The organism is Rugamonas rubra (assembly GCF_900114705.1).
Taxonomy (GTDB): Bacteria; Pseudomonadota; Gammaproteobacteria; order Burkholderiales; family Burkholderiaceae_D; genus Rugamonas; species Rugamonas rubra.
Window position 1 is genome coordinate 265,022 of sequence record NZ_FOTW01000011.1, and the last position, 21,803, is coordinate 286,824.

Below are 21,803 nucleotides of genomic sequence, written 5' to 3' on the forward strand. Positions count from 1 at the left end.
TCGTGGCAGCTATCAAATCCGCAATCCCCACCCGCCGCTTTGACGCGGTCATCGTCGGCGCCGGCGGTTCCGGCATGCGCGCATCCCTGCAACTGGCCGAGGCCGGTTTGAACGTGGCGGTGCTGTCGAAGGTCTTCCCGACCCGTTCGCACACCGTGGCGGCGCAGGGCGGCATCGGCGCCTCGCTGGGCAACATGGCCGAGGACAACTGGTTCTGGCACATGTTCGACACCGTCAAGGGCGGCGACTACCTGGGCGACCAGGACGCCATCGAGTTCATGTGCCGCGAAGCGCCGAAGGTCGTCTACGAGCTGGAACACTTCGGCATGCCGTTCGACCGCAACCCCGACGGCACCATCTACCAGCGTCCGTTCGGCGGCCACACCGCCAACTTCGGTGAAAAAGCCGTGCAGCGCGCCTGCGCCGCCGCCGACCGCACCGGCCACGCCCTGCTGCACACCCTGTACCAGCGCAACGTGCGCGCCCGCACCCACTTCTTCGTCGAGTGGATGGCGATCGACATCATCCGCGACGCCGAAGGCGACGTCGTCGGCGTGGTCGCGCTGGAGATGGAAACCGGCGAATGCATGATCCTGGAAGCCAAGACCACCATCTTCGCCACCGGCGGCGCCGGCCGCATCTTCGCCGCCTCCACCAACGCCTTCATCAACACCGGCGACGGCATGGGCATGGCGGCACGCGCCGGCCTGCCGCTGCAGGACATGGAGTTCTGGCAGTTCCACCCGACCGGCGTGGCCGGCGCGGGCGTCCTCATCACCGAGGGCGTGCGCGGCGAGGGCGGCATCCTGATCAACAGCGAAGGCGAGCGTTTCATGGAACGCTACGCGCCGACCCTGAAGGATCTGGCGCCGCGCGACTTCGTCTCGCGTTCGATGGACCAGGAGATCAAGGAAGGCCGCGGCTGCGGTCCGAACAAGGACCACGTCATGCTGGACCTGCGCCACATCGGCGCCGACACGATCCAGAAGCGTCTGCCGTCGATCCTGGAAATCGGCCACAAGTTCGCCAACGTCGACGCCACCAAGGAACCGATTCCCGTCGTGCCGACCATCCACTACCAGATGGGCGGTATTCCGACCAACATCCACGGCCAGGTGGTCGCCCCCGGCGCCGACGGCAGCCAGAAGATCGTCAACGGCCTGTACGCGATCGGCGAATGCGCCTGCGTCTCGGTGCACGGCGCCAACCGCCTGGGCACCAACTCGCTGCTCGACCTGCTGGTCTTCGGCCGCGCCGCCGGCAACCACGTGGTGGCCTCCAACCTGAAGCAGAAGGAAAACAAGCCGCTGCCGAAGGACGCCTCCGAGTTCGCCATGGGCCGCCTGAACAAGCTGGAAACCTCGACCGGCAGCGAAACCGTGCAGGGCGTCGCCAACGACATCCGCGCCACCATGCAGAAGTTCTGCGGCGTGTTCCGCACCGACGAGCTGCTCAAGCAGGGCTATGTCGAGATCATGAAGCTCGACGAGCGCCGCAAGCACGTCTCGTACAAGGACAAGTCGATGGTCTTCAACACCGCCCGCGTCGAGGCGCTGGAGTTGGACAACCTGATCGAAACGGCCAAGGCGACCATCACCTCGGCGGTGGCGCGCAAGGAATCGCGCGGCGCCCACGCCCACAGCGATTTCCCCAACCGCGACGACGACAACTGGATGAAGCATACCCTGTGGTTCTCCGAAGGCAACCGCCTCGACTACAAGGCGGTGGTCACCAAGCCGCTGACGGTCGACACCTTCAAGCCGAAACCACGTACTTTCTAAAGGTCAGAACATGGCACGCACTATCAAACTTAAAATCTACCGCTACGATCCCGACCAGGACGCCAAGCCGTACATGCAGGACGTCACCGTCGAACTGAAAGACACCGACAAGATGCTGCTCGACGCGCTGCAACGCATCAAGTCCGACGTCGACGACTCGCTGTCGCTGCGCCGCTCCTGCCGCGAAGGCGTGTGCGGTTCCGACGCGATGAACATCAACGGCAAGAACGGCCTGGCCTGCACCACCAACCTGAACGAGCTGACCCAGCCGATCGTGTTGCGTCCGCTGGCCGGCCTGCCGGTGATCCGCGACCTGATCGTCGACATGACGCAGTTCTTCAAGCAGTACGATTCGATCAAGCCCTACCTGATCAACGACTCGATCCGCCCGGAGAAGGAACGCCTGCAAAGCCCGACCGAGCGCGAAGAGCTCGACGGCCTGTACGAGTGCATCCTGTGCGCCTGCTGCTCGACTTCGTGCCCGTCGTTCTGGTGGAATCCGGACAAGTTCGTCGGCCCGGCCGGCCTGCTGCAAGCCTACCGCTTCATCGCCGACTCGCGCGACGAAGCCACCGGCGCGCGTCTGGACAACCTGGAAGATCCGTACCGCCTGTTCCGCTGCCACTCGATCATGAACTGCGTCGACGTTTGCCCCAAGGGTTTGAACCCGAACAAGGCGATCGGCAAGATCAAGGAACTGATGGTCCGCCGCGCGATCTAAGCGGCCGCGCCGTAGCACGGCGCACAGCGGGTGGCGGCGTCGCCGCCCGCCACTTGCCGCGCCGCCACCCCAGTGGGGCCGGCGGCGCGCAGAAAAAAGTAGCCCGACATGACAGAACAGAACACCCTTGCGCACCAGTCCGACCCGGCCAACCGCGCGCGCCTACGCTGGCGTGCCCGCCGCGGACTGCTGGAAAACGACATTATCCTGACCCGTTTCCTCGATGCGCATGAAACTGAATTGACCGACGAAGAAGTGGACGCGTTCACGCGGCTCCTCGATTTGTCGGACAATACGCTGATGGATCTGGTGCTGGCCCGCAAGGAGCCGGACGGCGAGGTCGATCTGCCGCAGGTGCACGCACTGCTGCAACGGCTGCGCCAGGCATAGCTGCCGACCCCGGCGGCCCACGGTCGGCGGCGCGTTCGCGCCGCGTCCGGCGGCAACGGGCGGCACGTCCAGAATTTTTGCCTTTTTTTTATTTGTCGCATCTCTCCAAGAAGGAAGAGTCCATGAACACCTCTGATAACAAAGCCACACTGTCGTTCTCCGATGGCAGCCCATCGATTGAATTCCCGATCTACCAGGGCACCGTCGGTCCGGACGTCATCGACATCCGCAAACTGTACGCCGGCACCGGCAAGTTCACCTACGACCCGGGCTTCATGTCCACCGCGGCGTGCAACTCGTCGATCACCTACATCGACGGCGACAAGGGCGAGCTGCTGTACCGCGGCTACCCGATCGAGCAGTTGGCCGTCAACGCCGACTTCATGGAATCGTGCTACCTGCTGCTGAACGGCGAACTGCCGAACGCAGCGCAAAAGGAAAAGTTCGTCGACACCGTGACCAAGCACACCATGGTCCACGAGCAGATGCAATTCTTCTTCCGTGGCTTCCGCCGCGACGCCCACCCGATGTCGGTGCTGGTCGGCACGGTCGGCGCGCTGGCCTCGTTCTACCACGACTCGCTCGACATCAACGACCCGCACCACCGCGAAGTGTCGGCCATCCGCCTGATCGCCAAGATGCCGACCCTGGTCGCCATGTCGTACAAGTACTCGATCGGCCAGCCTTTCGTCTACCCGCGCAACGACCTGTCGTACAGCGCCAACTTCATGCGCATGATGTTCGGCAACCCGTGCGAAGAGTACAAGGTCAACGACGTGCTGGTGCGCGCGCTCGACCGCATCCTGATCCTGCACGCCGACCACGAGCAAAACGCCTCGACCTCGACGGTGCGCCTGTCCGGTTCGTCCGGCGCCAACCCGTTCGCCTGTATCGCTGCCGGCATCGCCTGCCTGTGGGGCCCTGCCCACGGCGGCGCCAACGAAGCGGCACTGAACATGCTCAAGGAAATCGGCACGGTCGACAAGATCCCCGAGTTCATCGCCAAGGTCAAGGACAAGAACTCCGGCGTCAAGCTGATGGGCTTCGGTCACCGCGTCTACAAGAACTTCGACCCGCGCGCCAAGCTGATGCGTGAAACCTGCCACGAAGTGCTGAACGAACTGGGCCTGCACGACGACCCGTTGTTCAAACTGGCGATGGAACTGGAAAAGATCGCGCTGAACGACGAATACTTCGTCTCGCGCAAGCTGTATCCGAACGTCGACTTCTACTCCGGCATCGTGCAGTCCGCGCTGGGCATCCCGGTCTCGCTGTTCACCGGTATCTTCGCCATGGCCCGCACCATCGGCTGGATCGCCCAGTGGAACGAGATGATCTCCGATCCGGAACAAAAGATCGGCCGTCCGCGCCAGCTGTTCGTCGGCTCGACCACGCGCGACGTGCTGCCGCTGGACCAGCGCGCCTAAGCCCGCCGGCAGTCCCTTGACGGCCCGCTCGACATGTCGAGCGGGCCGTTGTTGCTTGTGCGGGGCGGGCAGCGCCGGGCGGCGCCTGGTGTGCCTCGGAGCAACATGCCGCGCGCGCGCCGCTTCCTTGCTATACTCGATCCCATCTCATGTAGAAGGAAGCGAGGCAGTCATGGCGCTGGAAAGAGTGTTGTTGATGCACGGCCCGGTGCAATCGCGCGGCATCAACCCGGTGGTGCACCAGGAGTTCTACATCGAGCAGCAGCGCGGCGATCCCTACGCGCTGTTCAACAGCCAGCAGAACATCGTCTCGATGGCCTACGTGTTCCGCAAGCTGGGCTTCAAGATCTGCTACAGCGGCTGGGAGGAGGACGCCGAATGGCTGAACGCCAACGGCGACTTGTTCGACTACCTGGTGATCTCCAACCAGCACGTGCTCAACACCGAGAGCACCTTCTTCGGCCAGACCATCGCCAACAACAAGGAAAAGCTGTACTACGTGTCGATGAAGGGCCTGCAGCTGATCCGCCGCGAGCTGGGCGACGAGGCCGTCGTCTTCAAGACGCGCGCCGACGTCACCGTGCACCAAGGCCACGCGGTGCTCAACCTGGCCCGCATCGCGCGCCATTCGAAGGACATCCTGATCGAGTATATGCGGGTCAGCAATATGTACTCGGCGCCGGACTTCATGGTCATGGGCGAGATCGCGGTGCTGGAGGCGGTCTACAACAGCCTGTACGAGCACAGTGCGGCCGGCACCTCCTACCACGTCTCGTCCCACGTCGACCACACCTTCACCTACCTGGCGATGAAACAGGCCGGCCAAATCAACCGCATCTTGACCATGAGCCGCGAGCTGTTCGAGTCGGTGGTGTGGCGCGGCCAGCCGCGCTATTTCCAGCACATCGATCCGACCTACGCCGCCACCTACTCGTTCGACAGCGAGATGGCGATCCATCCGGACACCCGGGTCGAGGACCTGGTGGCGCGCATCTCGCCGGAGGTGTCGGGCGCGGAGGCGCGCCCGCCGGGCGAGGGCGGCGCCACGCCCGCCTAGTCCCGCGCCAGCGCCCGGCCCAGCGGGTGGGCCAGGAAGAAGCGCAGGTCGTCCGGCACGCCCAGGCCGTACATGCCGGCGCGGTCGCGGCCGATGTTGTGGTAGCCCAGCTTGCGGCCGCGCGCGATCAGCTCGTTGTAGGCCGGCGCCACATAGAATTCGCCGTTGACGCGCAGGCCCCGGGCGATCATCTGCTCGGCGGCGGCGACAAAGTCGCTGCCGCGGGCGAAGTTGTAGATGCCCACCGTGGCCTCGTCCGAGACCACCTGCTTTTCCACCACCTCGACGATCGCGCCGCCGCCGTCCAGGCGCACGAAGGACCATTTGGGATCGTCCGCCGTCATCGTCATGATCAGGCCGTCGAGCCGCTCGGCCGCCATGCGCGCCAGATAGTCGTCGATGCGGGCGTCGATGTACTGGTCGCAATTGGCGATCATCAGCGGCTGCTCGTTGTCGATCAGTTCGCGCGCCAGCAGCACGGTGCAGGCGGCGCCCTCGGTCACCTGCGCCACCGGCACGACCACGCAGCCCGGCGCGATCGCCGCCAGCCTGGCGCCCAGCGCGTACTGCTCGAGGTGGGCCCGCTGGCACAGGAAGATGAAGCGGTGCGGCTGGGCCGGGCGCAGGTTGTCGACCACCACCTCGATCATGCTCTTGCCGCCCAGCGGGATCAGCGGCTTGGGCTCGACATAGCCGGCCTGGGCGAAGCGGCTGCCATGGCCGGCCATCGGCAACACGATATTCAACATCAGGGCTCCCCCAGGTATTTGTCGTCCACCGCGCCCGGCACCTTGACCACCAGCGTGACGCAGTCCTCCAGCGCCACGAAGTCGGTCGACTCCAGCGGCGCGACGACGACGATGTCGCCGCTGGCGTACTCGACGCCGTTCATGCGCACCCGGCCGCTCTGGATCACGGTGATCTCCTGGGCGATCTTGTGGTAGTGGCGCGCCTCGCTGTCGCCGGCGCGGTAGTGCTTGATCCCGACTTCGGCGGCGCCGGTGGCCAGCGCAGTCGGCGTGAAGTCGCCGACGAACCAGCCCCGCGTCATGTCGGCCAGCTTGTAGGTCCGCATCGGCTTAGCCTTTCGGGATGTCGAGGTAGGCGCGCAGCTCGTGCATTTTGCCGTCGCGCCATTCGACGATGTCGACGCCCTGCAGCCGCACGGCGTCCAGGTCCAGGGTGAATTCGATGAAGCAGGTGTCGCCGTCGGCGTAGACGCGCTTGGCCTGGAAGGACAGCGCCCGGCAGCCGGCGAAGATGGCCCCGATCGCGGCCAGCGCCGGCTGCTTGCCTTCGATGCGCTTGACCACCGGGTCCTCCAGCGCGAAGTCGTCGGCCAGCAGCGCGGCCACGCCGGCCAGGTCCTTGGCGTCGAAGGCGCGGATGTATTGTTCGGTCAGTTGTTTGCTCATGTCTGGGTTCCTTTGGCGGAGTCAACGCGCGAGGCGCGCCTCGTATTCCTCGATCTTTTTTGGCGAGTAGAAGGTGTGGTAGGCCGCGTTGGGAATCGGCAGCGCGGTCAGTTTGCGGTTCAACAGCACCAGTTCGTTGAGCACCGGCGCGATGTAGTAGACCCCGTCGACGCAGGTGTCCTTGCGGATCGAATGCTGCGCCGCCAGCACGAAGTCGGCGCCGCGGGCGAAGTAGTAGAAGCCGGCGATGGCATGGCGGCTGATGGGGTGCTTCTCGGCCGTTTCGACGATGTCGTGCTCGCCCTCCAGCCGCACGTAGGACCAGCGCGGGTGCACCGAGTCGAAGGTCAGGCAGCCGGCGTCGCTGCCCAGCGCGCGGAAGCGGGCCAGCAGCGGGTCCAGGTCGAGGTCGAAGATCTGGTCGCCGTTGACGATCAGCAGCGGCTCGTCGTTGCCGATGTGGTCGATCGCCAGCAGCGCGCTGCAGGCCGCGCCCTTGGTCTGGTTCAGCAGGCGGATGATGACGCTGTCGGCGCCGGCCAGCAGGCGCACCGTGCTGTCGAGGTGGTAGCGGCTGCAATCCTCGTCGCGCAGCACGAAGATGAAGCGCTTGTCGCCGCCGATGCTCGACAGGTTCTCCAGCAGGTGCTGGATCATCGGCTTGCCGTCGATCTCGATCAGCGGCTTGGGGAAGGGGTAGTCGCTGCCCTCGAAGAACATCGACTGCACGCTCAGCGGCACCAGGATGTTAAGCATGGGCGGCCTCCAGTTCGGCGATCCTGTGCATGATGTTGGCGTGGTTGACCTCGCGCACGTCGGTCACGCACAGCACGTGGGCGCCCGAGTCGCGCGCCGCCTTGATGCCGTTCGGGTTGTCCTCGACGATCAGGCACTCGGCCGCCTGCAGGCCCATGCGGCGGATCGCCGCCAGGTACATGTCGGGCGCCGGCTTGGGCGCCACCACGTCCTCGTTGGACAGGAAGAAGTCGAGCAAGGGCAGCAGCTCGGCGCGCTCCATCATCAGGGCGATGGTCTGGCGGATCGAATTCGAGCACACCGCCATGCGGTAGCCCTGCGCCCTCAGCCGCGACAGCGCGTACTGGTGCTGGAACACCGGCTTGCACTTGGCGTAGATGACTTCGAGCGTGTAGATCTGTTTCATTTCGTTGATGAAGCCGTGCAGCGCCGGCGGCAGGCCGCGCTCCATCGACAGCATGCGCAGCTTGGTCTTGGTCGGCAGGCCGTCGTAGGTGACCAGGTGGTCGTAGCGGCTGATCGCCATGCCGAACAGTGTCAAGGCGCGGTTCAGCGCCTCGAAGTGCCATTCCTTGGCGTCGATCAGCACGCCATCCATGTCGAAGATGACGGCTTTAATCTGGCTCACTGAAGTATTCCTTTGCGGCGGAGGGGAAGTCGGTGCACAGGCTCAGGCCGGCATGGCGCTGCAGTCCGGCCGCGCGCAGGCCTTGCCACAACGCCAGGTGCGGACGCCGGTGCAGTTCGGGCGAGACGATGCAGACCGGCTTGTCGCGCGCCAGCCAGTCGGCCACCAGCTGCGCCGGGTACCACTCGCCGTGGAAGGCGTCCAGCCAGATGCCGGCGGCCTGCGCCAGGAACGCCGGCGCGCTCTCGTATTCGCTGAGGCGGGTGTAGGCCGGGGTGGCCTGCGCCAGGTAGCCCAGCGCGTCCGGCAGCGCCATGTCGAAGACGAAGGCGTCGTCGATGCGGTGCGCGGCCAGCGCGGCGGCGACCTTGGCCTGCAGGCCGTCGGCCTTGATGTTGAGCGCCAGCGGCCGGCCGCCGGGGTGGCGCGCGCACAGGGCCAGGAAGGCGTCCAGCGTCATCTCGCCGCCGCGCGGCATGTCGTGCGAAATGACCACCTCGCCGCCGGCGTCGCGCAAGTCGGTCTCGATGCCGAAGCCGCCGCGCAGGGCGCGCTCGAACGCGCCCGGCGAATTTTTCTGCGCCGCCGCGCTCCAGCAACCCCGGTGTGCCACGATCTTCATGCCTGCCTAGCCTTGCGATCGATGCGATCGGACAATTGTACCGTAATGGCGCCGGCGCGAGACCTCTTTTCGGGGCGCGCCGCCACGCCGTTCGGCCGCGCCGTCCGGCCGCGCGCGGCTCAGTCGGCGTCGAGCAGCAGGCGCAGGTCGGCCTCGCTCATCGGCTCGTGGAACAGCTTGCCCTGGATTTCGTCGCAGCCGTTCTGGCGCAGGAAGTTTTGCTGCGCCAGGCTCTCGACGCCCTCGGCCACCACCGGCAGGTGCAGCGAGCGGCCGATGCCGATCGGCGTGCGCACCAGGTCGCCGCTTCCGGGGTTCGTCGGCGCCGGTGCCACTCGTTCCCGGACAGAACGGGCTAAATTTGCAGGCGGCGCGGCGCTGGCAAGCGGGCGCGGCAGGCGGCGCCGGCGCGGCCGACCGGGGGAGGCGCGGTGGTGCACGCGTCGCGCCGGCATCGGCTATAGTGTTGCAATTGCCATCACTGTCGAGGTCGCATGAAGGTCGAAAAAACCACCCTGGGCGGCGTCCGCGTGCGCCTCGAGCCGCTGTGCGCGGCGCATCTGCCGGCCTTGGCCGTGGCCATCGGCGACGGCGAGCTGTGGCAACTGCCGGTCACCTTCGTGCCGCCGCCCGAGCAGCTGGACGGCTTCCTGGCCGACGCCGAGGCGGCCTACGCCGCCGGCCGCGAACTGGCCTTCGCCACCATCGACATCGCCAGCGGCGCGGTGGTCGGCAGCACCCGCTTCCGCGAGATCCACAGCAAGCACCTGCGCGCCGAGATCGGCTTCACCTTCATCGGCCAGAGCTGGCAGCGCAGCCACGTCAACACCGAGGCGAAGTATTTGATGTTGTGCCACGCCTTCGAGCACTGGGGCTGCAACCGGGTCGAGTTCCTCACCGACTTCCTCAACGCCAAGTCGCGCGCCGCCATCGCCCGCCTCGGCGCGCAACAGGAGGGCGTGCTGCGCAAGCATATGGTGATGCGCGAGGGGAGGGTGCGCGACTCCGTCATCTTCAGCATCACCGGCGCCGAATGGCCGGCCGTCAAGCGGGCGCTGGAGGAAAAGCTGGCCGCGGCGGCGTGAGGGGGGGGCTAAGGCGCAGGTGGTGTCGGCAAACCCCAACGGCGCAAATCCAGGGTCAGACCCTAGGGTCTGACCCTCGCTCTCGCCGTTGGGGTTTGCCGGCGCAGCTGCGCCATGGCTGTCCGCATAGAAAACGGGCGACAACGACCTTGGTCAACCGCCGCCCGTGCGCGTTCAAGCCGCGCCGCTGCTGCGCGGCGCCGAATCGGCTGTCACATAGTTGCCACTTGCTTAGTTACCACTTGATCTCGCCCTTGGCGACCTTGGCGCTGGTGTCGAGCGCGCCGGCCAGGCCGACGCTCGGGTACAGCGTCTTCATGGTGGCGATCAGCTCGGCCGAGTTGGCCGCCTTGGCGCTTTCCAGCTCGAAGCGCAACAGGTAGTCGCGGGTGAAGGCGATGCTGTCGACCGTCAACGGGGCGCCGACCTTGAAATGGCCCGGCACGACCGTGCTCGGCTTGAGCGCCTCGATGCCCTTCAGCGTGGCCAGCCACTGCTGGCGCGACTCCGGCGTTTGCGTGTCGGCGGTCCAGACGTGCAGCTCGTTGAACACCACCACGCCGCCGACCACCGCCTTGATCGACGGAATCCACACATAGCTGCGCTCGACCGGCACGCCGTGCTCGCTGGCGATCTTCAGGCTCTGGCCCTCCAGCTTGATGGTGTCGCCCTGCAACACCTGCGGCATGACGATGCCCTGCGGCGCGTTGTCCTTCAGAATCGGACCCCAGTAGCCGACCTTGGCCTTGGCCTTCTTCTCCATCGCCGCCACGGTGTGCGCGCTGGCGACGATCTGCGCGTCGGGGAAGGCCGCCTTGATGACGTCCAGGCCGAAGTAGAAGTCGGGGTCGCCGTGGCTGACATAGACGGTGGTCAGGCGCTTGCCGCTGGCGCGGATCAGCTCGACCAGTTTCAGCGCCTCGGCGCGGGAGAACTGGGCGTCGATCAGCACCGCGTCCTTGTGGCCGCTCACCAGCACCGAGGCGACCGGAAAGATCGCCGCCTCGCCCGGGTTGAACACTTCCAGCTTCAGCGGCGCAGCGGCGGCGGCCGAGGCGGGCACCATGCCCAGGGCGGTGCTGGCGGCGAGGGCGGCGGACAGGATGGTGTGCTTGAACATGATGTTTTCTTTCGGATGAGGTTGGGATGGACGTATCTTAAATTTCTTAATCCGATAGAAAAAGGGGATAATTCGACCAAGTTAATTGCATGGATCGGACGAATCATGGATCGCATCACTTCCGCCCAGGTGTTTGTCGCCATCGCCGAGCGCGGCAGCATGATCGCCGCCGCCGAGGTGCTCGACATGTCGCGCGCCATGGTGACGCGCTACCTGGCGCAAATGGAGGACTGGGCCGGCGCCCGCCTGCTGCACCGCAGCACGCGCCGGCTCAGCCTGACCGACGCCGGCGAGCGGACCCTGGCGCGCTGCCGCGCCATGCTCGAGCTGGCCGACGCCATCGAGGTCGGCCCCAGCGACGAGGCCGACACGCCGCGCGGCCTGCTGCGCATCACCTGCTCGCAGTCGCTGGCGCAGGCGGCGCTGGCCGGCGCCGTCAGCGAGTACCTGCGGCGCTACCCGCACACCTCGGTCGACCTGCAGGTCAACAACCGCGCCGTCAACCTGGTCGAGCAACGCATCGACCTGGCCTTGCGCATCACCAACGCGCTGGAACCGAACCTGATCGCCCGCCAGCTGGGCAACTGCGCCTCGGTGGTGTGCGCCGCGCCGGCCTACCTGGCGGCGCGCGGCACGCCGCTGCGCGCCGAGGACTTGGCCGGCCACAACTGCCTGACCTACACCTACTTCGGCAAGAGTTTGTGGCAGTTCAGTTACTGCGGCGAGACGCTGTCGGTGCCGGTCAGCGGCAACCTGTCGGCCAACGAAGATTTGGTGCTGCTGGCGGCGACGGTGGAGGGCGCCGGCGTGTCGTTGCAGCCGCTGTATTCGGCGGCGCCGCTGATCGCCGCCGGCAAGCTGGTGGCGCTGCTGCCCGACCACCTGCCGCAACAGATGGGCATCCACGGCATCTACACCTCGCGCCAGCATATGCCGCCGGCCTTGCGCGCCATGCTCGACCATCTGTTGGCCTGGTTCGCCGGCCATCCGACCTGGCTGGCGCACGGCGCCGGCTAGCGGGGGCCGGCTAGGGCGCGCACGATTCATTGAAATCATGCCAATATTGCCGCTGAAAGCGTGTCTGCTGGCGGCCTGAGCAAAACAATTATCGGTGCAATCCGCTCGCGCAATTGGTTGTTGGGATACAATACCGCGTGCTACCCTGAATGACCGTATTTAAAGTATTGAACGAAACTTAGCCCTTCCCCACAACTTGATGTGCAATCCGCTAACCGGTCAGGCCGTGTCGCGGAAGGTTAGATTAACCCGCTAATCTCGCGAAGCGCGAAGAAAGGTGAGCAATATGATGCAACAACACTCGTCCAACTCCTACCTGTTTGGTGGGAACGCCCCGTACGTGGAAGACCTGTACGAAGCGTATCTCAACAACCCGGGTTCCGTGCCAGACAACTGGCGCGCCTACTTCGACGCCATGCAGCACGTGCCGGCCGTCGATGGTTCCAACAAGCCCGACGTGGCCCACGCCAACGTCATCGCCTCCTTCGCCGAACGCGCCAAAGCCGGTCCGATCCGCACCGTGGTCGCCTCCGCCGACGCCGAAATGGGCCGCAAGCGTGTCGCCGCGACCCAGTTGATCGCCGCCTACCGCTACCTGGGCACGCACTGGGCCAATCTGGACCCGCTGCAACGCCAGGAACGTCCGACCATCCCGGAACTGGAGCCGAGCTTCTACGGTTTCACCGATGCGGACATGGACACCGTATTCAATATCAGCAATACCTATTTCGGTCCAGAAACCGCGACCCTGCGCGATCTGATCAACTTCCTGCGTGACACCTACACCCGTTCGATCGGTGCCGAGTTCATGTACATCTCCGACCCGGCCGAAAAGCGCTGGCTGCAGGAGAAGCTGGAATCGATCCGCTCGACCCCGAGTTTCACCCCCGAGAAAAAAATCCACATCCTCGACCGCCTGACCGCGGCCGAAGGCCTGGAACGCTATCTGCACACCAAATACGTCGGCCAGAAGCGCTTCTCGCTCGAAGGCGGCGAGACCTTCATCGCCTCGATGGACGAGACCATCCAGCGCGCCGGCGAAAAAGGCGTGCAGGAGATCGTCATCGGCATGGCCCACCGTGGCCGTCTGAACGTGCTGGTCAACACCCTGGGCAAGGCGCCGCAGGAGCTGTTCGAAGAGTTCGAAGGCAAGCACGGCGACGACCTGCCGGCCGGCGACGTCAAGTACCACCAAGGTTTCTCTTCCGACATCTCCACCGCGGGCGGCCCGGTCCACCTGTCGCTGGCCTTCAACCCGTCCCACCTGGAGATCGTCAACCCGGTCGTCGAGGGTTCGGTCAAGGCCCGCATGGACCGCCGCGGCGACAAGGAAGGCGCGCAAGTGCTGCCTATTCTGGTGCACGGCGACGCCGCCTTCGCCGGCCAGGGTGTTGTGATGGAAACGCTGAACCTGGCGCAGACCCGCGGCTACGGCACGGGCGGCACGGTGCACATCGTCATCAACAACCAGATCGGTTTCACCACCTCCGACCCGCGCGACTCGCGTTCGACGCTGTATTGCTCGGACGTGGTCAAGATGATCGAGGCGCCGGTGCTGCACATCAACGCCGATGATCCGGAAGCCGTCGTGCTGGCGACCCAGATCGCGCTCGACTACCGCATGGAGTTCAAGAAGGACATCGTCCTCGACATCATCTGCTACCGCAAACTGGGCCACAACGAACAGGACACCCCTGCGCTGACCCAGCCGCTGATGTACAAGAAGATCGGCCAGCACCCGGGCACCCGCAAGCTGTACGCGGACAAGCTGGTGGCGCAGGGCGTCATCCCCGCCGACGGCGGCGAGAAAATGGTCGCCGCCTTCCGCGACGCCATGGACGCCGGCAAGCACACGGTCGACCCGGTCATTTCCAACTTCAAGAACAAGTACGCCGTCGACTGGCTGCCTTTCCTGAACCGCAAGTGGACCGACAGCGCCGACACCGCCGTGCCGATGACCGAGCTGAAACGCCTGGCCACCCGCATCACCACCGTGCCGGAAGACTTCAAGGTCCACTCGCTGGTCGAGAAGGTGCTGGGCGACCGCGCCACCATGGGCCGCGGCGAAATGAACCTGGACTGGGGCATGGGCGAACACCTGGCCTACGCCTCGCTGGTCTCGTCCGGCTACGCCATCCGCCTGACCGGCCAGGACGCCGGCCGTGGCACCTTCGTGCACCGCCATGCCGTGCTGCACGACCAGAACCGCGAGAAGTGGGATGCCGGTTCGTACGTGCCGCTGTGCAACGTATCGGACAGCCAAGCACCGTTCACCGTGATCGACTCCGTGTTGTCGGAAGAGGCCGTACTGGCCTTCGAATACGGCTACGCCAGCGCCGAACCGAACACCCTGACCATCTGGGAAGCCCAGTTCGGCGACTTCGCCAACGGCGCCCAAGTGGTGATCGACCAGTTCATCAGCTCCGGCGAAGTGAAGTGGGGCCGCGCCTGCGGCCTGGTGATGATGCTGCCGCACGGCTACGAAGGCCAGGGTCCAGAGCATAGCTCGGCCCGTCCCGAGCGTTTCCTGCAACTGTGCGCCGACAACAACATGCAAGTGGTCCAGCCGACCAGCGCATCGCAGATCTTCCACGTGCTGCGCCGCCAGATGGTGCGCCAGTTCCGCAAGCCGCTGGTCATCCTGACGCCGAAGTCGCTGCTGCGCAACAAGGACGCCGGTTCGCCGCTGACCGACCTGGCCAAGGGCGTGTTCCACACCGTCATCGGCGAAGTGGACGAGAAGATCGACGCCAAGAAGGTCAAGCGCGTCGTCGCCTGCTCGGGCAAGGTCTACTACGACCTGGTCAACGCCCGCAAAACGCGCGGCCAGACCGACACGGCGATCATCCGCGTCGAGCAGCTGTATCCGTTCCCGCACAAGTCGTTCGCCGCCGAGCTGAAGAAGTTCCCCAACCTGGCCGAAGTGGTCTGGGCGCAGGACGAGCCGCAGAATCAGGGCCCATGGTTCCAGATCCAGCACAACATCTTCGAGAGCATGGACGCTGGTCAGCGCCTGGCCTACGCCGGTCGCCCGGCCTCGGCCTCGCCTGCGGTCGGTTACTACGACAAGCACTATGCGCAGCAGAAGGAACTGCTGGAGACCGCGTTCTCCAAGCTCAAGGGTTTCATCCTCACCAAATAACGATGGAGCGCCGCGCAGCCCAGGCTGACGCGGCGCCACGATAACAATACAAACACGGAGTTTTACATGGCACAAATCGAAGTTAAAGTACCCCAGCTGTCCGAATCGGTCGCCGAAGCGACCATGCTCACCTGGCACAAGAAGATCGGCGAGTCCGTCGCCCGCGACGAGAACCTGATCGACATCGAAACCGACAAAGTGGTGCTGGAACTGCCGGCCCCGGCCGCCGGCGTCATCGTACAAATCATCAAGGGCGACGGTGCTACCGTCGTCGCCGGCGAAATCATCGCCATCATCGACACCGAAGGCTCGGCCAAGGTCAGCCCGATGGAAGTGTCGGCCGCGCCAGCCGCGCCAGCCGCCGCCGCACCAGCCGCCGCCAACAAGGGCGACGTCGCCATGCCGGCCGCCGCCAAGATCCTGTCGGAAGCCAACATGAGCGCCGCGCAAGTGGCCGGCTCCGGCAAAGACGGCCGCGTCACCAAGGGCGACGCCCTGGCCGCCGTAGCGGTCAAGCCCGCCGCTCCGGCACCGCTGGCACCAGCGGCCGCCAAGCCGGCCCTGCAGCAAGTTGCCGCGCCTAGCGCCGCCAGCCTGGGCGAGCGTCCGGAAGAGCGCGTGCCGATGAGCCGCCTGCGCGCCCGTATCGCCGAGCGCCTGCTGCAGTCGCAGTCGACCAACGCCATCCTGACCACGTTCAACGAAGTGAACATGGCTCCGGTGATGGAACTGCGCAACAAGTACAAGGACAAGTTCGAGAAAGAGCACGGCGTCAAGCTGGGCTTCATGTCCTTCTTCGTCAAGGCCGCCGTTGCCGCGCTGAAGAAATACCCGATCATCAACGCCTCGGTCGACGGCAACGACATCGTCTACCACGGCTACTTCGACATCGGCATCGCCGTCGGTTCGCCACGCGGCCTGGTGGTGCCTATCCTGCGCAACGCCGACCAGATGTCGATCGCCGACATCGAGAAGAAGATCGGTGAATTCGGCGCCAAGGCCAAGGAAGGCAAGCTGACCCTGGACGACCTGACCGGCGGCACCTTCTCGATCTCCAACGGCGGCACCTTCGGCTCGATGCTGTCGACCCCGATCATCAACCCGCCACAGTCGGCCATCCTGGGCGTGCACGCCACCAAGGACCGCGCCGTGGTCGAAAACGGCCAGATCGTCATCCGTCCGATGAACTACCTGGCGATGTCCTACGACCACCGCATCATCGACGGCCGCGAAGCCGTGCTGGGCCTGGTCGCCATGAAGGAAGCGCTGGAAGATCCGGCCCGCCTGCTGCTGGACCTGTAATTTCGACGTCGTCACCCGTCCACCCGCGACCGTGCGTTGAGGGTCAGACCCTAGGGTCTGACCCTGGCTTTGCGGTCGCGGGTCTATCCAGAGAGGTCAAGCATGAGCGTCTCCGAAGAAATCAAACGTTTGCACGAACTGAACCAGGCCGGCGCCCTGTCCGACGCGGAATTCGCCCAGGCCAAGGCGCGCCTGCTCAACGGTCCGGCCCTGGACAAGGGCAGTGAGGGCGGCAGCGGCGGCAGCGAGCTGGTGCAGGAATTCAACCGCTTCCGCCGCTCGCAACGCGACCGCTGGCTGGGCGGCGTCTGCGGCGGCCTCGGCCAAGCCTCGGGCATGGAGTCGTGGATCTGGCGCTTGATCTTCGTGTTGTTCACGCTGTCGTTCGGCTTCGGACTGGTGATTTACATACTGTTATGGATCTTCGTCCCGGACGAAGAACAGATTGGGAACTAAAAAATGAGCACAACTAAACAATTCGACGTCGTCGTCATCGGTGGCGGCCCAGGCGGCTACATCGCGGCCATCCGCGCGGCCCAGCTGGGCTTCTCGGTCGCCTGTGTCGACGCGGCGGAAAACGCCAAGGGCGGCCCTGCCCTGGGCGGCACCTGCACCAACGTCGGTTGCATCCCGTCGAAGGCGCTGCTGCAATCGTCCGAGCACTACGAGCACGCCGGCCACTCCTTCGCCGACCACGGCATCGACGTTTCCGGCCTGAAGCTGAACCTCGGCCAGATGCTCAAGCGCAAGGACACCATCGTCAAGCAGAACAACGACGGCATCGTCTTCCTGTTCAAAAAGAACAAGGTGACCTTCTTCCACGGCCGCGCCAGCTTCGCCGGCGCCGCCACCGCGGAAGGCTACCCGCTGAGCGTGTCGGCCCCGGCCAACGAGACCATCAGCGCCAAGCATGTCATCGTGGCGACCGGTTCCAACGCGCGTGAACTGCCGGGCGCGCCGTTCGACGAGAAACTGATCCTGTCGAACACCGGCGCACTGGCGATCGACGCCGTGCCGGCCAAGCTGGGCGTGATCGGCGCCGGCGTCATCGGTCTGGAAATGGGCAGCGTGTGGCGCCGCCTGGGTTCCGAAGTGACCGTGCTGGAAGGCCTGCCGGTGTTCCTCGGCGCGGTCGACGAGCAGATCGCCAAGGAAGCCGGCAAGCTGTTCGCCAAGCAGGGCCTGAACATCAACCTCGGTTGCAAGATCGGCCAGATCACCCCGGGCAAGAACAACGTTTCCGTGGCCTACGAGAACGCCAAGGGCGAGGCGCAGACCGCCGTGTTCGACAAGCTGATCATCTCGATCGGCCGCACGCCGAACACCAACGGCCTGGCCGCCGACAAGGTCGGCCTGCAACTCGACGAGCGCGGCTTCATCGCCGTCGACGGCGACTGCAAGACCAACCTGCCGAACGTGTGGGCGGTGGGCGATGTGGTGCGCGGCCCGATGCTGGCGCACAAGGCGGAAGAAGAGGGCGTTGCCGTGGCCGAGCGTATCGCCGGCCAGCACGGTCACACCAACTTCAACACGATTCCTTGGGTGATCTACACCTCGCCGGAAATCGCCTGGGTCGGCCAGACCGAGCAGCAGCTGAAAGCCGCCGGTATCGCCTACAAGGCCGGCACCTTCCCGTTCATGGCCAACGGCCGCGCCCGCGCGCTGGGCGACACCTCGGGCATGGTCAAGTTCCTGGCCGACGCCACCACCGACGAGATCCTCGGCGTGCACATCATCGGACCGATGGCTTCCGAGCTGATCGCCGAGGCCGTCGTGGCGATGGAATTCAAGGCTTCGGCCGAGGACATCGCGCGCATCTGCCACGCCCACCCATCGCTGTCGGAAGCGACCAAGGAAGCCGCGCTGGCGATCGACAAGCGCACCTTGAACTTCTAAGATCGCGGCCTTACCCCGCAAAGCGGCCGACAGGGGTCAGACCCCACGGGGTCTGACCCCGGCATCCGGTTTGCGGGGTCAACGCTCGATCATCATTGCCGTAGGGCGGGCCTGGCCCGCCATTTTTTTTGCGCAGTCGTCGCACAGAATTGAACCACATGAACGTCCAAGAGTTTTACCAGCATGCGTTGGAACAACGCGATTTCAAGGCCGACGAGGCGCAAGGCCGTGCCGTCGAGCGACTGCAGCGCTGCTACGACGAGTGGGTCGAGTACAAGGGGCAACGCTCGAACAGCTTCAAACGCCTGATCAACCGGCCCGACGTGCCGCGCGGCGTCTACATGTGGGGCGGCGTGGGGCGCGGCAAGTCTTTCCTGATGGACAGCTTCTATTCGGTGGTGCCGCTGGTGCGCAAGACCCGGCTGCACTTCCACGAATTCATGCGCGGCGTGCACCGCGAGCTCGACGAGCTGACCGGCGTGGCCGACCCGCTCAACGAGGTGGCGCGCCGCATCGCCAAGAAATACCGGCTGATCTGCTTCGACGAGTTCCACATCTCCGACGTGGCCGACGCGATGATCATGTACAACCTGTTGAAGGCGCTGTTCGACAACGGCGTCTCCTTCATCATGACCTCCAACTACGAGCCGGGCACGCTGTATCCGGACGGCCTGCACCGCGACCGCATCCTGCCCACCATCGCCCTGCTCAAGGAGCGCCTCGACGTGATGAACATCGACGCCGGCATCGACTACCGCGGCCGGGCGCTGGAGCAGGTCGACTGCTACTACACGCCGCTCGGCGCGGCCACCGACCGCGCCCTGCGCGAGGCCTACGCCAAGATCGCCGAGCAGGCCGACGAGGACCCCTGCGTGCGCATCGAAAGCCGCGAGATCCGCGCGCTGCGCCGTGCCGGCACCACCATCTGGTTCGATTTCAACACCCTGTGCGGCGGTCCCCGTTCGCAGAACGACTACCTGGAAATCGCCAGCCGCTTCCATACCGTGATATTGTCCGAGATTCCGATGATGTCGGCCTCGATGTCGTCCGAAGCGCGCCGTTTCACCTGGTTGATCGACGTCTTCTACGACCAGGGCGTGAAGCTGCTGATGTCGGCCGAGGTGGCGCCGGAGGAGTTGTACACCAACGGGGTGTTGTCGAACGAGTTCCACCGCACCGTCTCGCGCATCGTCGAGATGCAGTCGCGCGAATACATGGACAAGGAACAGCGCGGCGCCGCCGCCGCGCTGGCTTGAAGCAAACAAGGATGAGCATGATGAAACGTATCACCACGACGGCGCTGGCGCTGGCCACTGCGCTGGCACTGGCCGCGCCCGGGCCGGCCGCCGCCCAGGGCGTCGGCCAGGAGCCGATCGGCGCGCCGCGCGTGCCGGAAAGCCATTCGGTCGAGCAGGCCGACGCCACCCTGGCCCAGGTGGCCAAGGACCGCGCCGCCGTGCGCGCCCGCTTCGCCGCCGAGGAGCAGGTCTGCTACACGCTGTTCTTCGTCAACCGTTGCCTGGACAAGGCCAAGGAGGTGCGCCGCGTCGCCCTGTCGGAACTGCGCGCGGTCGAGGTCGAGGCCAACCACTTCAAGCGGCTCGAGTCGGTCGAACGGCGCGACCAGGAGCTGGCCGAGCGCATCCGCAAGGACGAGGTCGAACAGGCCGCGCGCCTGGCGCAGCCGGCCAAACCGGTGCCGCTGGTCGGCGCCGCCGAGACGCCGCGCGCGCCGCCGTCCGGGCCCAGCCTGCAGCAGCGCCAAGAGGCCTACGAGGCCAAGCTGCGGCGCCAGCAGGCCGAGGAGGCCGCCAGCGCAGGCCAGCGGGCCGCCAACGCCGCCGCCTTCGAGAAGAAGGCCGCGCTGTCGGCGCAGCGCCAGCGCGACGTCGCCGCCCGCAAGGCGGACAAGGCGGCCAAGCTGGCGGCCAGGCAGAAGCAGGAGGCGGCCGCCGAGAAGAAGGCCGCCGCAGCGGCGGCCGCCAAGCGCTGACGGCGCCGGCGCCGCCCCGGCCGCTCAGGGCACGCGGGTGTTCTTTTGCCCGGCGATGGCCTCGGCGTCGGGCGGCGCGACCAGCTTGACGATGGCCATGCTGCAATTGTCGCCCTTGCCCTTGGCCCGTTCGATGGCCTTGTTGATCAGCAATTCGGCCGCCAGCCGTGGCGTGTTGCGCGCCAGCACGGCGGCCAGCTCGCCGTCGGCGAAGTATTGCCACAGGCCGTCCGAGCACAACAGGAAGCTGTCGCCCGGCCGCAGGCCCTGGTGGCTGCCGACGGTGACGAAGGGCGGTTTCAGGCCGTGGCCCAGCACATTGCTCAGCGCGCGGGTGGCGCGGTGCCTGCGCGCCGCCTCGGCCGGCAGCTGGTCGACCTCGATCAAATGGGCGACGTAGGCGTCGTCGTTGCTGCGCTGGACGCATTGGGCGCCGCTAAATTGGTAGAGGCGGGCGTCGCCGACATGGGCCCAGAGCGCCTGGCCCAGCGGCGTCAGCAGCAGCACCACCATCGCCGCCTGCGGCTCGCTGGCGGCGGCGATCGGGTTCATGCGGATGATCTGGTGGGCCTCGGCGGCGATCTGGCGCAGCAGCGCTTGCAGCCGGACCGTGCCGGGCGCCTCGCCGGGGCGGAACTCGTCGAGCAGGTGCTTGCCGGTCAGCAGCACCTGGTCGGCCGCGATGACGCCGCCGCCGCCGCCGGCGTCGGCCAGCAGCGCCATCACATAGCCGGGCGCGCCGGCGGCGGTGTAGAGGGCGACGCGGTCCTGCTGTAGAGTCCGGTTGCCGATGTGCTGGGCCGTGCCGGCCTCGATCTTGTAGTTGGCCATAAATACGCGGTGTCCTGGAGAGCTCGATCGCGCGCTGGCCCGCGCTGGGTATCAATCTGGTTGGCGGCAGGGCCGCCGTAGATTAAACTATGCACCGGTAAGCAGTTTTGTTGCAAGCAGAGGTTGGCCAAGCGAAACTATTTGCAAAATGATTGTATGCGTATCTGTCCGGAACGCACTGAACAATTTGTAACAGAAAACTGAGAACCATGACTGATGCACAAGAAATACAGCGGCGCCTGATTGAACTCGACGTGGAACACCGCGATCTGGACGCGGTCATCGACATGCTCACGCTCGACGGCCACCACGACCAACTGCAACTGCGCCGCCTGAAGAAGCGCAAATTGCAGCTGAAAGACTATATCACTTTGCTAAAAATGCAACTAGTGCCCGATGTCCCGGCCTGAGCGGCGCCCCGCGCGCCGCCGGCCTCACCAAAGCATATTTTGACCGAACAACACTTGACGCCTGCGGCGCCCGCCGACGAGCAGGCAGCTTCCCCCATTCCGACCACCGTGGCCGCCAGCACCGGCGCGGCCGCGCCGCGCGCGCGCCTGGTGCCGCCGCCGGCCGCCGCCGCGCCCGGGGCGGCCGACGCCGCCGGGGCGGCCGGCGCG

The 21,803-nt window shown here is 65.8% G+C and carries 23 protein-coding genes; 14 read left to right on the forward strand and 9 right to left on the reverse strand.

Features of this window, described 5'->3' with window-relative positions:
• Positions 1–2 precede the first annotated feature (2 nt).
• From sdhA to BM252_RS13170, 5 genes are all read left to right on the forward strand, one after another.
• Positions 3–1,781: a succinate dehydrogenase flavoprotein subunit gene (gene sdhA, locus BM252_RS13150; RefSeq protein ID WP_093388032.1), complete on the forward strand. Its 1,779-nt coding sequence runs from the start codon at positions 3–5 to the stop codon at positions 1,779–1,781.
• A gap of 10 nt (positions 1,782–1,791) precedes the next feature.
• The gene (locus tag BM252_RS13155; protein ID WP_093388033.1) at positions 1,792–2,502 is read left to right on the forward strand and encodes a succinate dehydrogenase iron-sulfur subunit; all 711 of its coding nucleotides are present in this window, start codon (positions 1,792–1,794) and stop codon (positions 2,500–2,502) included.
• 108 nt (positions 2,503–2,610) lie between these two features.
• A complete protein-coding gene (locus BM252_RS13160; RefSeq protein WP_093388035.1) occupies positions 2,611–2,892 on the forward strand; it encodes an FAD assembly factor SdhE in 282 nt (93 codons plus the stop codon).
• A 122-nt stretch (positions 2,893–3,014) separates the two neighbouring features.
• Positions 3,015–4,319 (forward strand): citrate synthase, encoded by a 1,305-nt coding sequence (gene gltA, locus BM252_RS13165; RefSeq protein WP_093388036.1) that lies wholly within the window; start codon positions 3,015–3,017, stop codon positions 4,317–4,319.
• A gap of 172 nt (positions 4,320–4,491) precedes the next feature.
• Positions 4,492–5,376, forward strand: coding sequence for a hypothetical protein (locus tag BM252_RS13170; RefSeq protein ID WP_139236478.1), 885 nt, complete (start codon positions 4,492–4,494; stop codon positions 5,374–5,376).
• On the opposite strand, the gene BM252_RS13175 is transcribed toward BM252_RS13170, so the two are convergent.
• From BM252_RS13175 to BM252_RS13205, 7 genes are all read right to left on the reverse strand, one after another.
• Entirely contained in the window at positions 5,373–6,125 is a 753-nt protein-coding gene (locus tag BM252_RS13175; RefSeq protein ID WP_093388039.1) for a glycosyltransferase family 2 protein, read from the reverse strand. The two genes, BM252_RS13170 and BM252_RS13175, sit on opposite strands and share 4 nt — an antisense overlap.
• The gene (locus tag BM252_RS13180; protein ID WP_093388041.1) at positions 6,125–6,451 is read right to left on the reverse strand and encodes a cupin domain-containing protein; all 327 of its coding nucleotides are present in this window, start codon (positions 6,449–6,451) and stop codon (positions 6,125–6,127) included. The genes BM252_RS13175 and BM252_RS13180 overlap by 1 nt, the downstream gene beginning before the upstream one ends.
• A gap of 4 nt (positions 6,452–6,455) precedes the next feature.
• Complete coding sequence (locus BM252_RS13185) at positions 6,456–6,791, reverse strand: nuclear transport factor 2 family protein (protein WP_093388042.1); 336 nt, start codon at positions 6,789–6,791, stop codon at positions 6,456–6,458.
• Between the two features lie 21 nt (positions 6,792–6,812).
• A complete protein-coding gene (locus tag BM252_RS13190) occupies positions 6,813–7,547 on the reverse strand; it encodes a glycosyltransferase family 2 protein (protein WP_093388044.1) in 735 nt (244 codons plus the stop codon).
• Positions 7,540–8,175 (reverse strand): HAD family hydrolase, encoded by a 636-nt coding sequence (locus BM252_RS13195; protein WP_093388045.1) that lies wholly within the window; start codon positions 8,173–8,175, stop codon positions 7,540–7,542. Before BM252_RS13195 ends, BM252_RS13190 begins: the two co-directional genes overlap by 8 nt.
• Positions 8,162–8,797, reverse strand: a complete 636-nt coding sequence (locus BM252_RS13200) for a PI-PLC domain-containing protein (protein ID WP_093388047.1) — start codon at positions 8,795–8,797, stop codon at positions 8,162–8,164. Before BM252_RS13200 ends, BM252_RS13195 begins: the two co-directional genes overlap by 14 nt.
• 119 nt (positions 8,798–8,916) lie before the next feature.
• Positions 8,917–9,252 (reverse strand): EAL domain-containing protein, encoded by a 336-nt coding sequence (locus tag BM252_RS13205; RefSeq protein WP_093388048.1) that lies wholly within the window; start codon positions 9,250–9,252, stop codon positions 8,917–8,919.
• A gap of 39 nt (positions 9,253–9,291) precedes the next feature.
• Between BM252_RS13205 and BM252_RS13210 the strand changes: the two genes are divergently transcribed.
• A complete protein-coding gene (locus BM252_RS13210; protein ID WP_093388050.1) occupies positions 9,292–9,882 on the forward strand; it encodes a GNAT family N-acetyltransferase in 591 nt (196 codons plus the stop codon).
• Positions 9,883–10,117: 235 nt separating this feature from the next.
• Here the strand turns inward: BM252_RS13210 and BM252_RS13215 are convergent, their stop codons facing one another.
• Complete coding sequence (locus tag BM252_RS13215; RefSeq protein WP_093388051.1) at positions 10,118–11,002, reverse strand: MBL fold metallo-hydrolase; 885 nt, start codon at positions 11,000–11,002, stop codon at positions 10,118–10,120.
• 105 nt (positions 11,003–11,107) lie between these two features.
• Here BM252_RS13215 and BM252_RS13220 point away from each other — a divergent pair, with 105 nt between their 5' ends.
• From BM252_RS13220 to BM252_RS13250, 7 genes are all read left to right on the forward strand, one after another.
• Positions 11,108–12,019: a LysR family transcriptional regulator gene (locus BM252_RS13220; RefSeq protein ID WP_093388053.1), complete on the forward strand. Its 912-nt coding sequence runs from the start codon at positions 11,108–11,110 to the stop codon at positions 12,017–12,019.
• A gap of 286 nt (positions 12,020–12,305) precedes the next feature.
• Entirely contained in the window at positions 12,306–15,161 is a 2,856-nt protein-coding gene (locus tag BM252_RS13225; protein WP_093388054.1) for a 2-oxoglutarate dehydrogenase E1 component, read from the forward strand.
• A 66-nt stretch (positions 15,162–15,227) separates the two neighbouring features.
• On the forward strand, positions 15,228–16,463 hold the full coding sequence (gene odhB / locus BM252_RS13230; RefSeq protein ID WP_093388056.1) for a 2-oxoglutarate dehydrogenase complex dihydrolipoyllysine-residue succinyltransferase: 1,236 nt from the start codon (positions 15,228–15,230) through the stop codon (positions 16,461–16,463).
• A gap of 102 nt (positions 16,464–16,565) precedes the next feature.
• A complete protein-coding gene (locus tag BM252_RS13235) occupies positions 16,566–16,919 on the forward strand; it encodes a PspC domain-containing protein (RefSeq protein WP_093388057.1) in 354 nt (117 codons plus the stop codon).
• Between the two features lie 3 nt (positions 16,920–16,922).
• Positions 16,923–18,359: a dihydrolipoyl dehydrogenase gene (lpdA, locus tag BM252_RS13240; protein ID WP_093388059.1), complete on the forward strand. Its 1,437-nt coding sequence runs from the start codon at positions 16,923–16,925 to the stop codon at positions 18,357–18,359.
• Between the two features lie 158 nt (positions 18,360–18,517).
• Positions 18,518–19,615, forward strand: coding sequence for a cell division protein ZapE (gene zapE, locus BM252_RS13245; RefSeq protein WP_093388060.1), 1,098 nt, complete (start codon positions 18,518–18,520; stop codon positions 19,613–19,615).
• Between the two features lie 17 nt (positions 19,616–19,632).
• A complete protein-coding gene (locus tag BM252_RS13250) occupies positions 19,633–20,352 on the forward strand; it encodes a hypothetical protein (protein WP_139236480.1) in 720 nt (239 codons plus the stop codon).
• A gap of 24 nt (positions 20,353–20,376) precedes the next feature.
• Here the strand turns inward: BM252_RS13250 and BM252_RS13255 are convergent, their stop codons facing one another.
• Positions 20,377–21,183 (reverse strand): PP2C family protein-serine/threonine phosphatase, encoded by an 807-nt coding sequence (locus tag BM252_RS13255; RefSeq protein WP_093388063.1) that lies wholly within the window; start codon positions 21,181–21,183, stop codon positions 20,377–20,379.
• 209 nt (positions 21,184–21,392) lie between these two features.
• Here BM252_RS13255 and BM252_RS13260 point away from each other — a divergent pair, with 209 nt between their 5' ends.
• Positions 21,393–21,593, forward strand: a complete 201-nt coding sequence (locus BM252_RS13260) for a YdcH family protein (protein ID WP_093388065.1) — start codon at positions 21,393–21,395, stop codon at positions 21,591–21,593.
• The last annotated feature ends 210 nt before the right edge of the window (positions 21,594–21,803 follow it).

Coding starts and splice junctions, on each gene's coding strand:
- BM252_RS13155 (WP_093388033.1), top strand. CDS start 1,792: ATGGCACGCACTATCAAACTTAAAATCTACCGCTACGATCCCGACCAG.
- BM252_RS13160 (WP_093388035.1), top strand. CDS start 2,611: ATGACAGAACAGAACACCCTTGCGCACCAGTCCGACCCGGCCAACCGC.
- gltA (WP_093388036.1), top strand. CDS start 3,015: ATGAACACCTCTGATAACAAAGCCACACTGTCGTTCTCCGATGGCAGC.
- BM252_RS13170 (WP_139236478.1), top strand. CDS start 4,492: ATGGCGCTGGAAAGAGTGTTGTTGATGCACGGCCCGGTGCAATCGCGC.
- BM252_RS13175 (WP_093388039.1), bottom strand. CDS start 6,125: ATGTTGAATATCGTGTTGCCGATGGCCGGCCATGGCAGCCGCTTCGCC.
- BM252_RS13180 (WP_093388041.1), bottom strand. CDS start 6,451: ATGCGGACCTACAAGCTGGCCGACATGACGCGGGGCTGGTTCGTCGGC.
- BM252_RS13185 (WP_093388042.1), bottom strand. CDS start 6,791: ATGAGCAAACAACTGACCGAACAATACATCCGCGCCTTCGACGCCAAG.
- BM252_RS13190 (WP_093388044.1), bottom strand. CDS start 7,547: ATGCTTAACATCCTGGTGCCGCTGAGCGTGCAGTCGATGTTCTTCGAG.
- BM252_RS13200 (WP_093388047.1), bottom strand. CDS start 8,797: ATGAAGATCGTGGCACACCGGGGTTGCTGGAGCGCGGCGGCGCAGAAA.
- BM252_RS13205 (WP_093388048.1), bottom strand. CDS start 9,252: ATGCCGGCGCGACGCGTGCACCACCGCGCCTCCCCCGGTCGGCCGCGC.
- BM252_RS13210 (WP_093388050.1), top strand. CDS start 9,292: ATGAAGGTCGAAAAAACCACCCTGGGCGGCGTCCGCGTGCGCCTCGAG.
- BM252_RS13215 (WP_093388051.1), bottom strand. CDS start 11,002: ATGTTCAAGCACACCATCCTGTCCGCCGCCCTCGCCGCCAGCACCGCC.
- BM252_RS13220 (WP_093388053.1), top strand. CDS start 11,108: ATGGATCGCATCACTTCCGCCCAGGTGTTTGTCGCCATCGCCGAGCGC.
- BM252_RS13225 (WP_093388054.1), top strand. CDS start 12,306: ATGATGCAACAACACTCGTCCAACTCCTACCTGTTTGGTGGGAACGCC.
- odhB (WP_093388056.1), top strand. CDS start 15,228: ATGGCACAAATCGAAGTTAAAGTACCCCAGCTGTCCGAATCGGTCGCC.
- BM252_RS13235 (WP_093388057.1), top strand. CDS start 16,566: ATGAGCGTCTCCGAAGAAATCAAACGTTTGCACGAACTGAACCAGGCC.
- lpdA (WP_093388059.1), top strand. CDS start 16,923: ATGAGCACAACTAAACAATTCGACGTCGTCGTCATCGGTGGCGGCCCA.
- zapE (WP_093388060.1), top strand. CDS start 18,518: ATGAACGTCCAAGAGTTTTACCAGCATGCGTTGGAACAACGCGATTTC.
- BM252_RS13250 (WP_139236480.1), top strand. CDS start 19,633: ATGATGAAACGTATCACCACGACGGCGCTGGCGCTGGCCACTGCGCTG.
- BM252_RS13255 (WP_093388063.1), bottom strand. CDS start 21,183: ATGGCCAACTACAAGATCGAGGCCGGCACGGCCCAGCACATCGGCAAC.
- BM252_RS13260 (WP_093388065.1), top strand. CDS start 21,393: ATGACTGATGCACAAGAAATACAGCGGCGCCTGATTGAACTCGACGTG.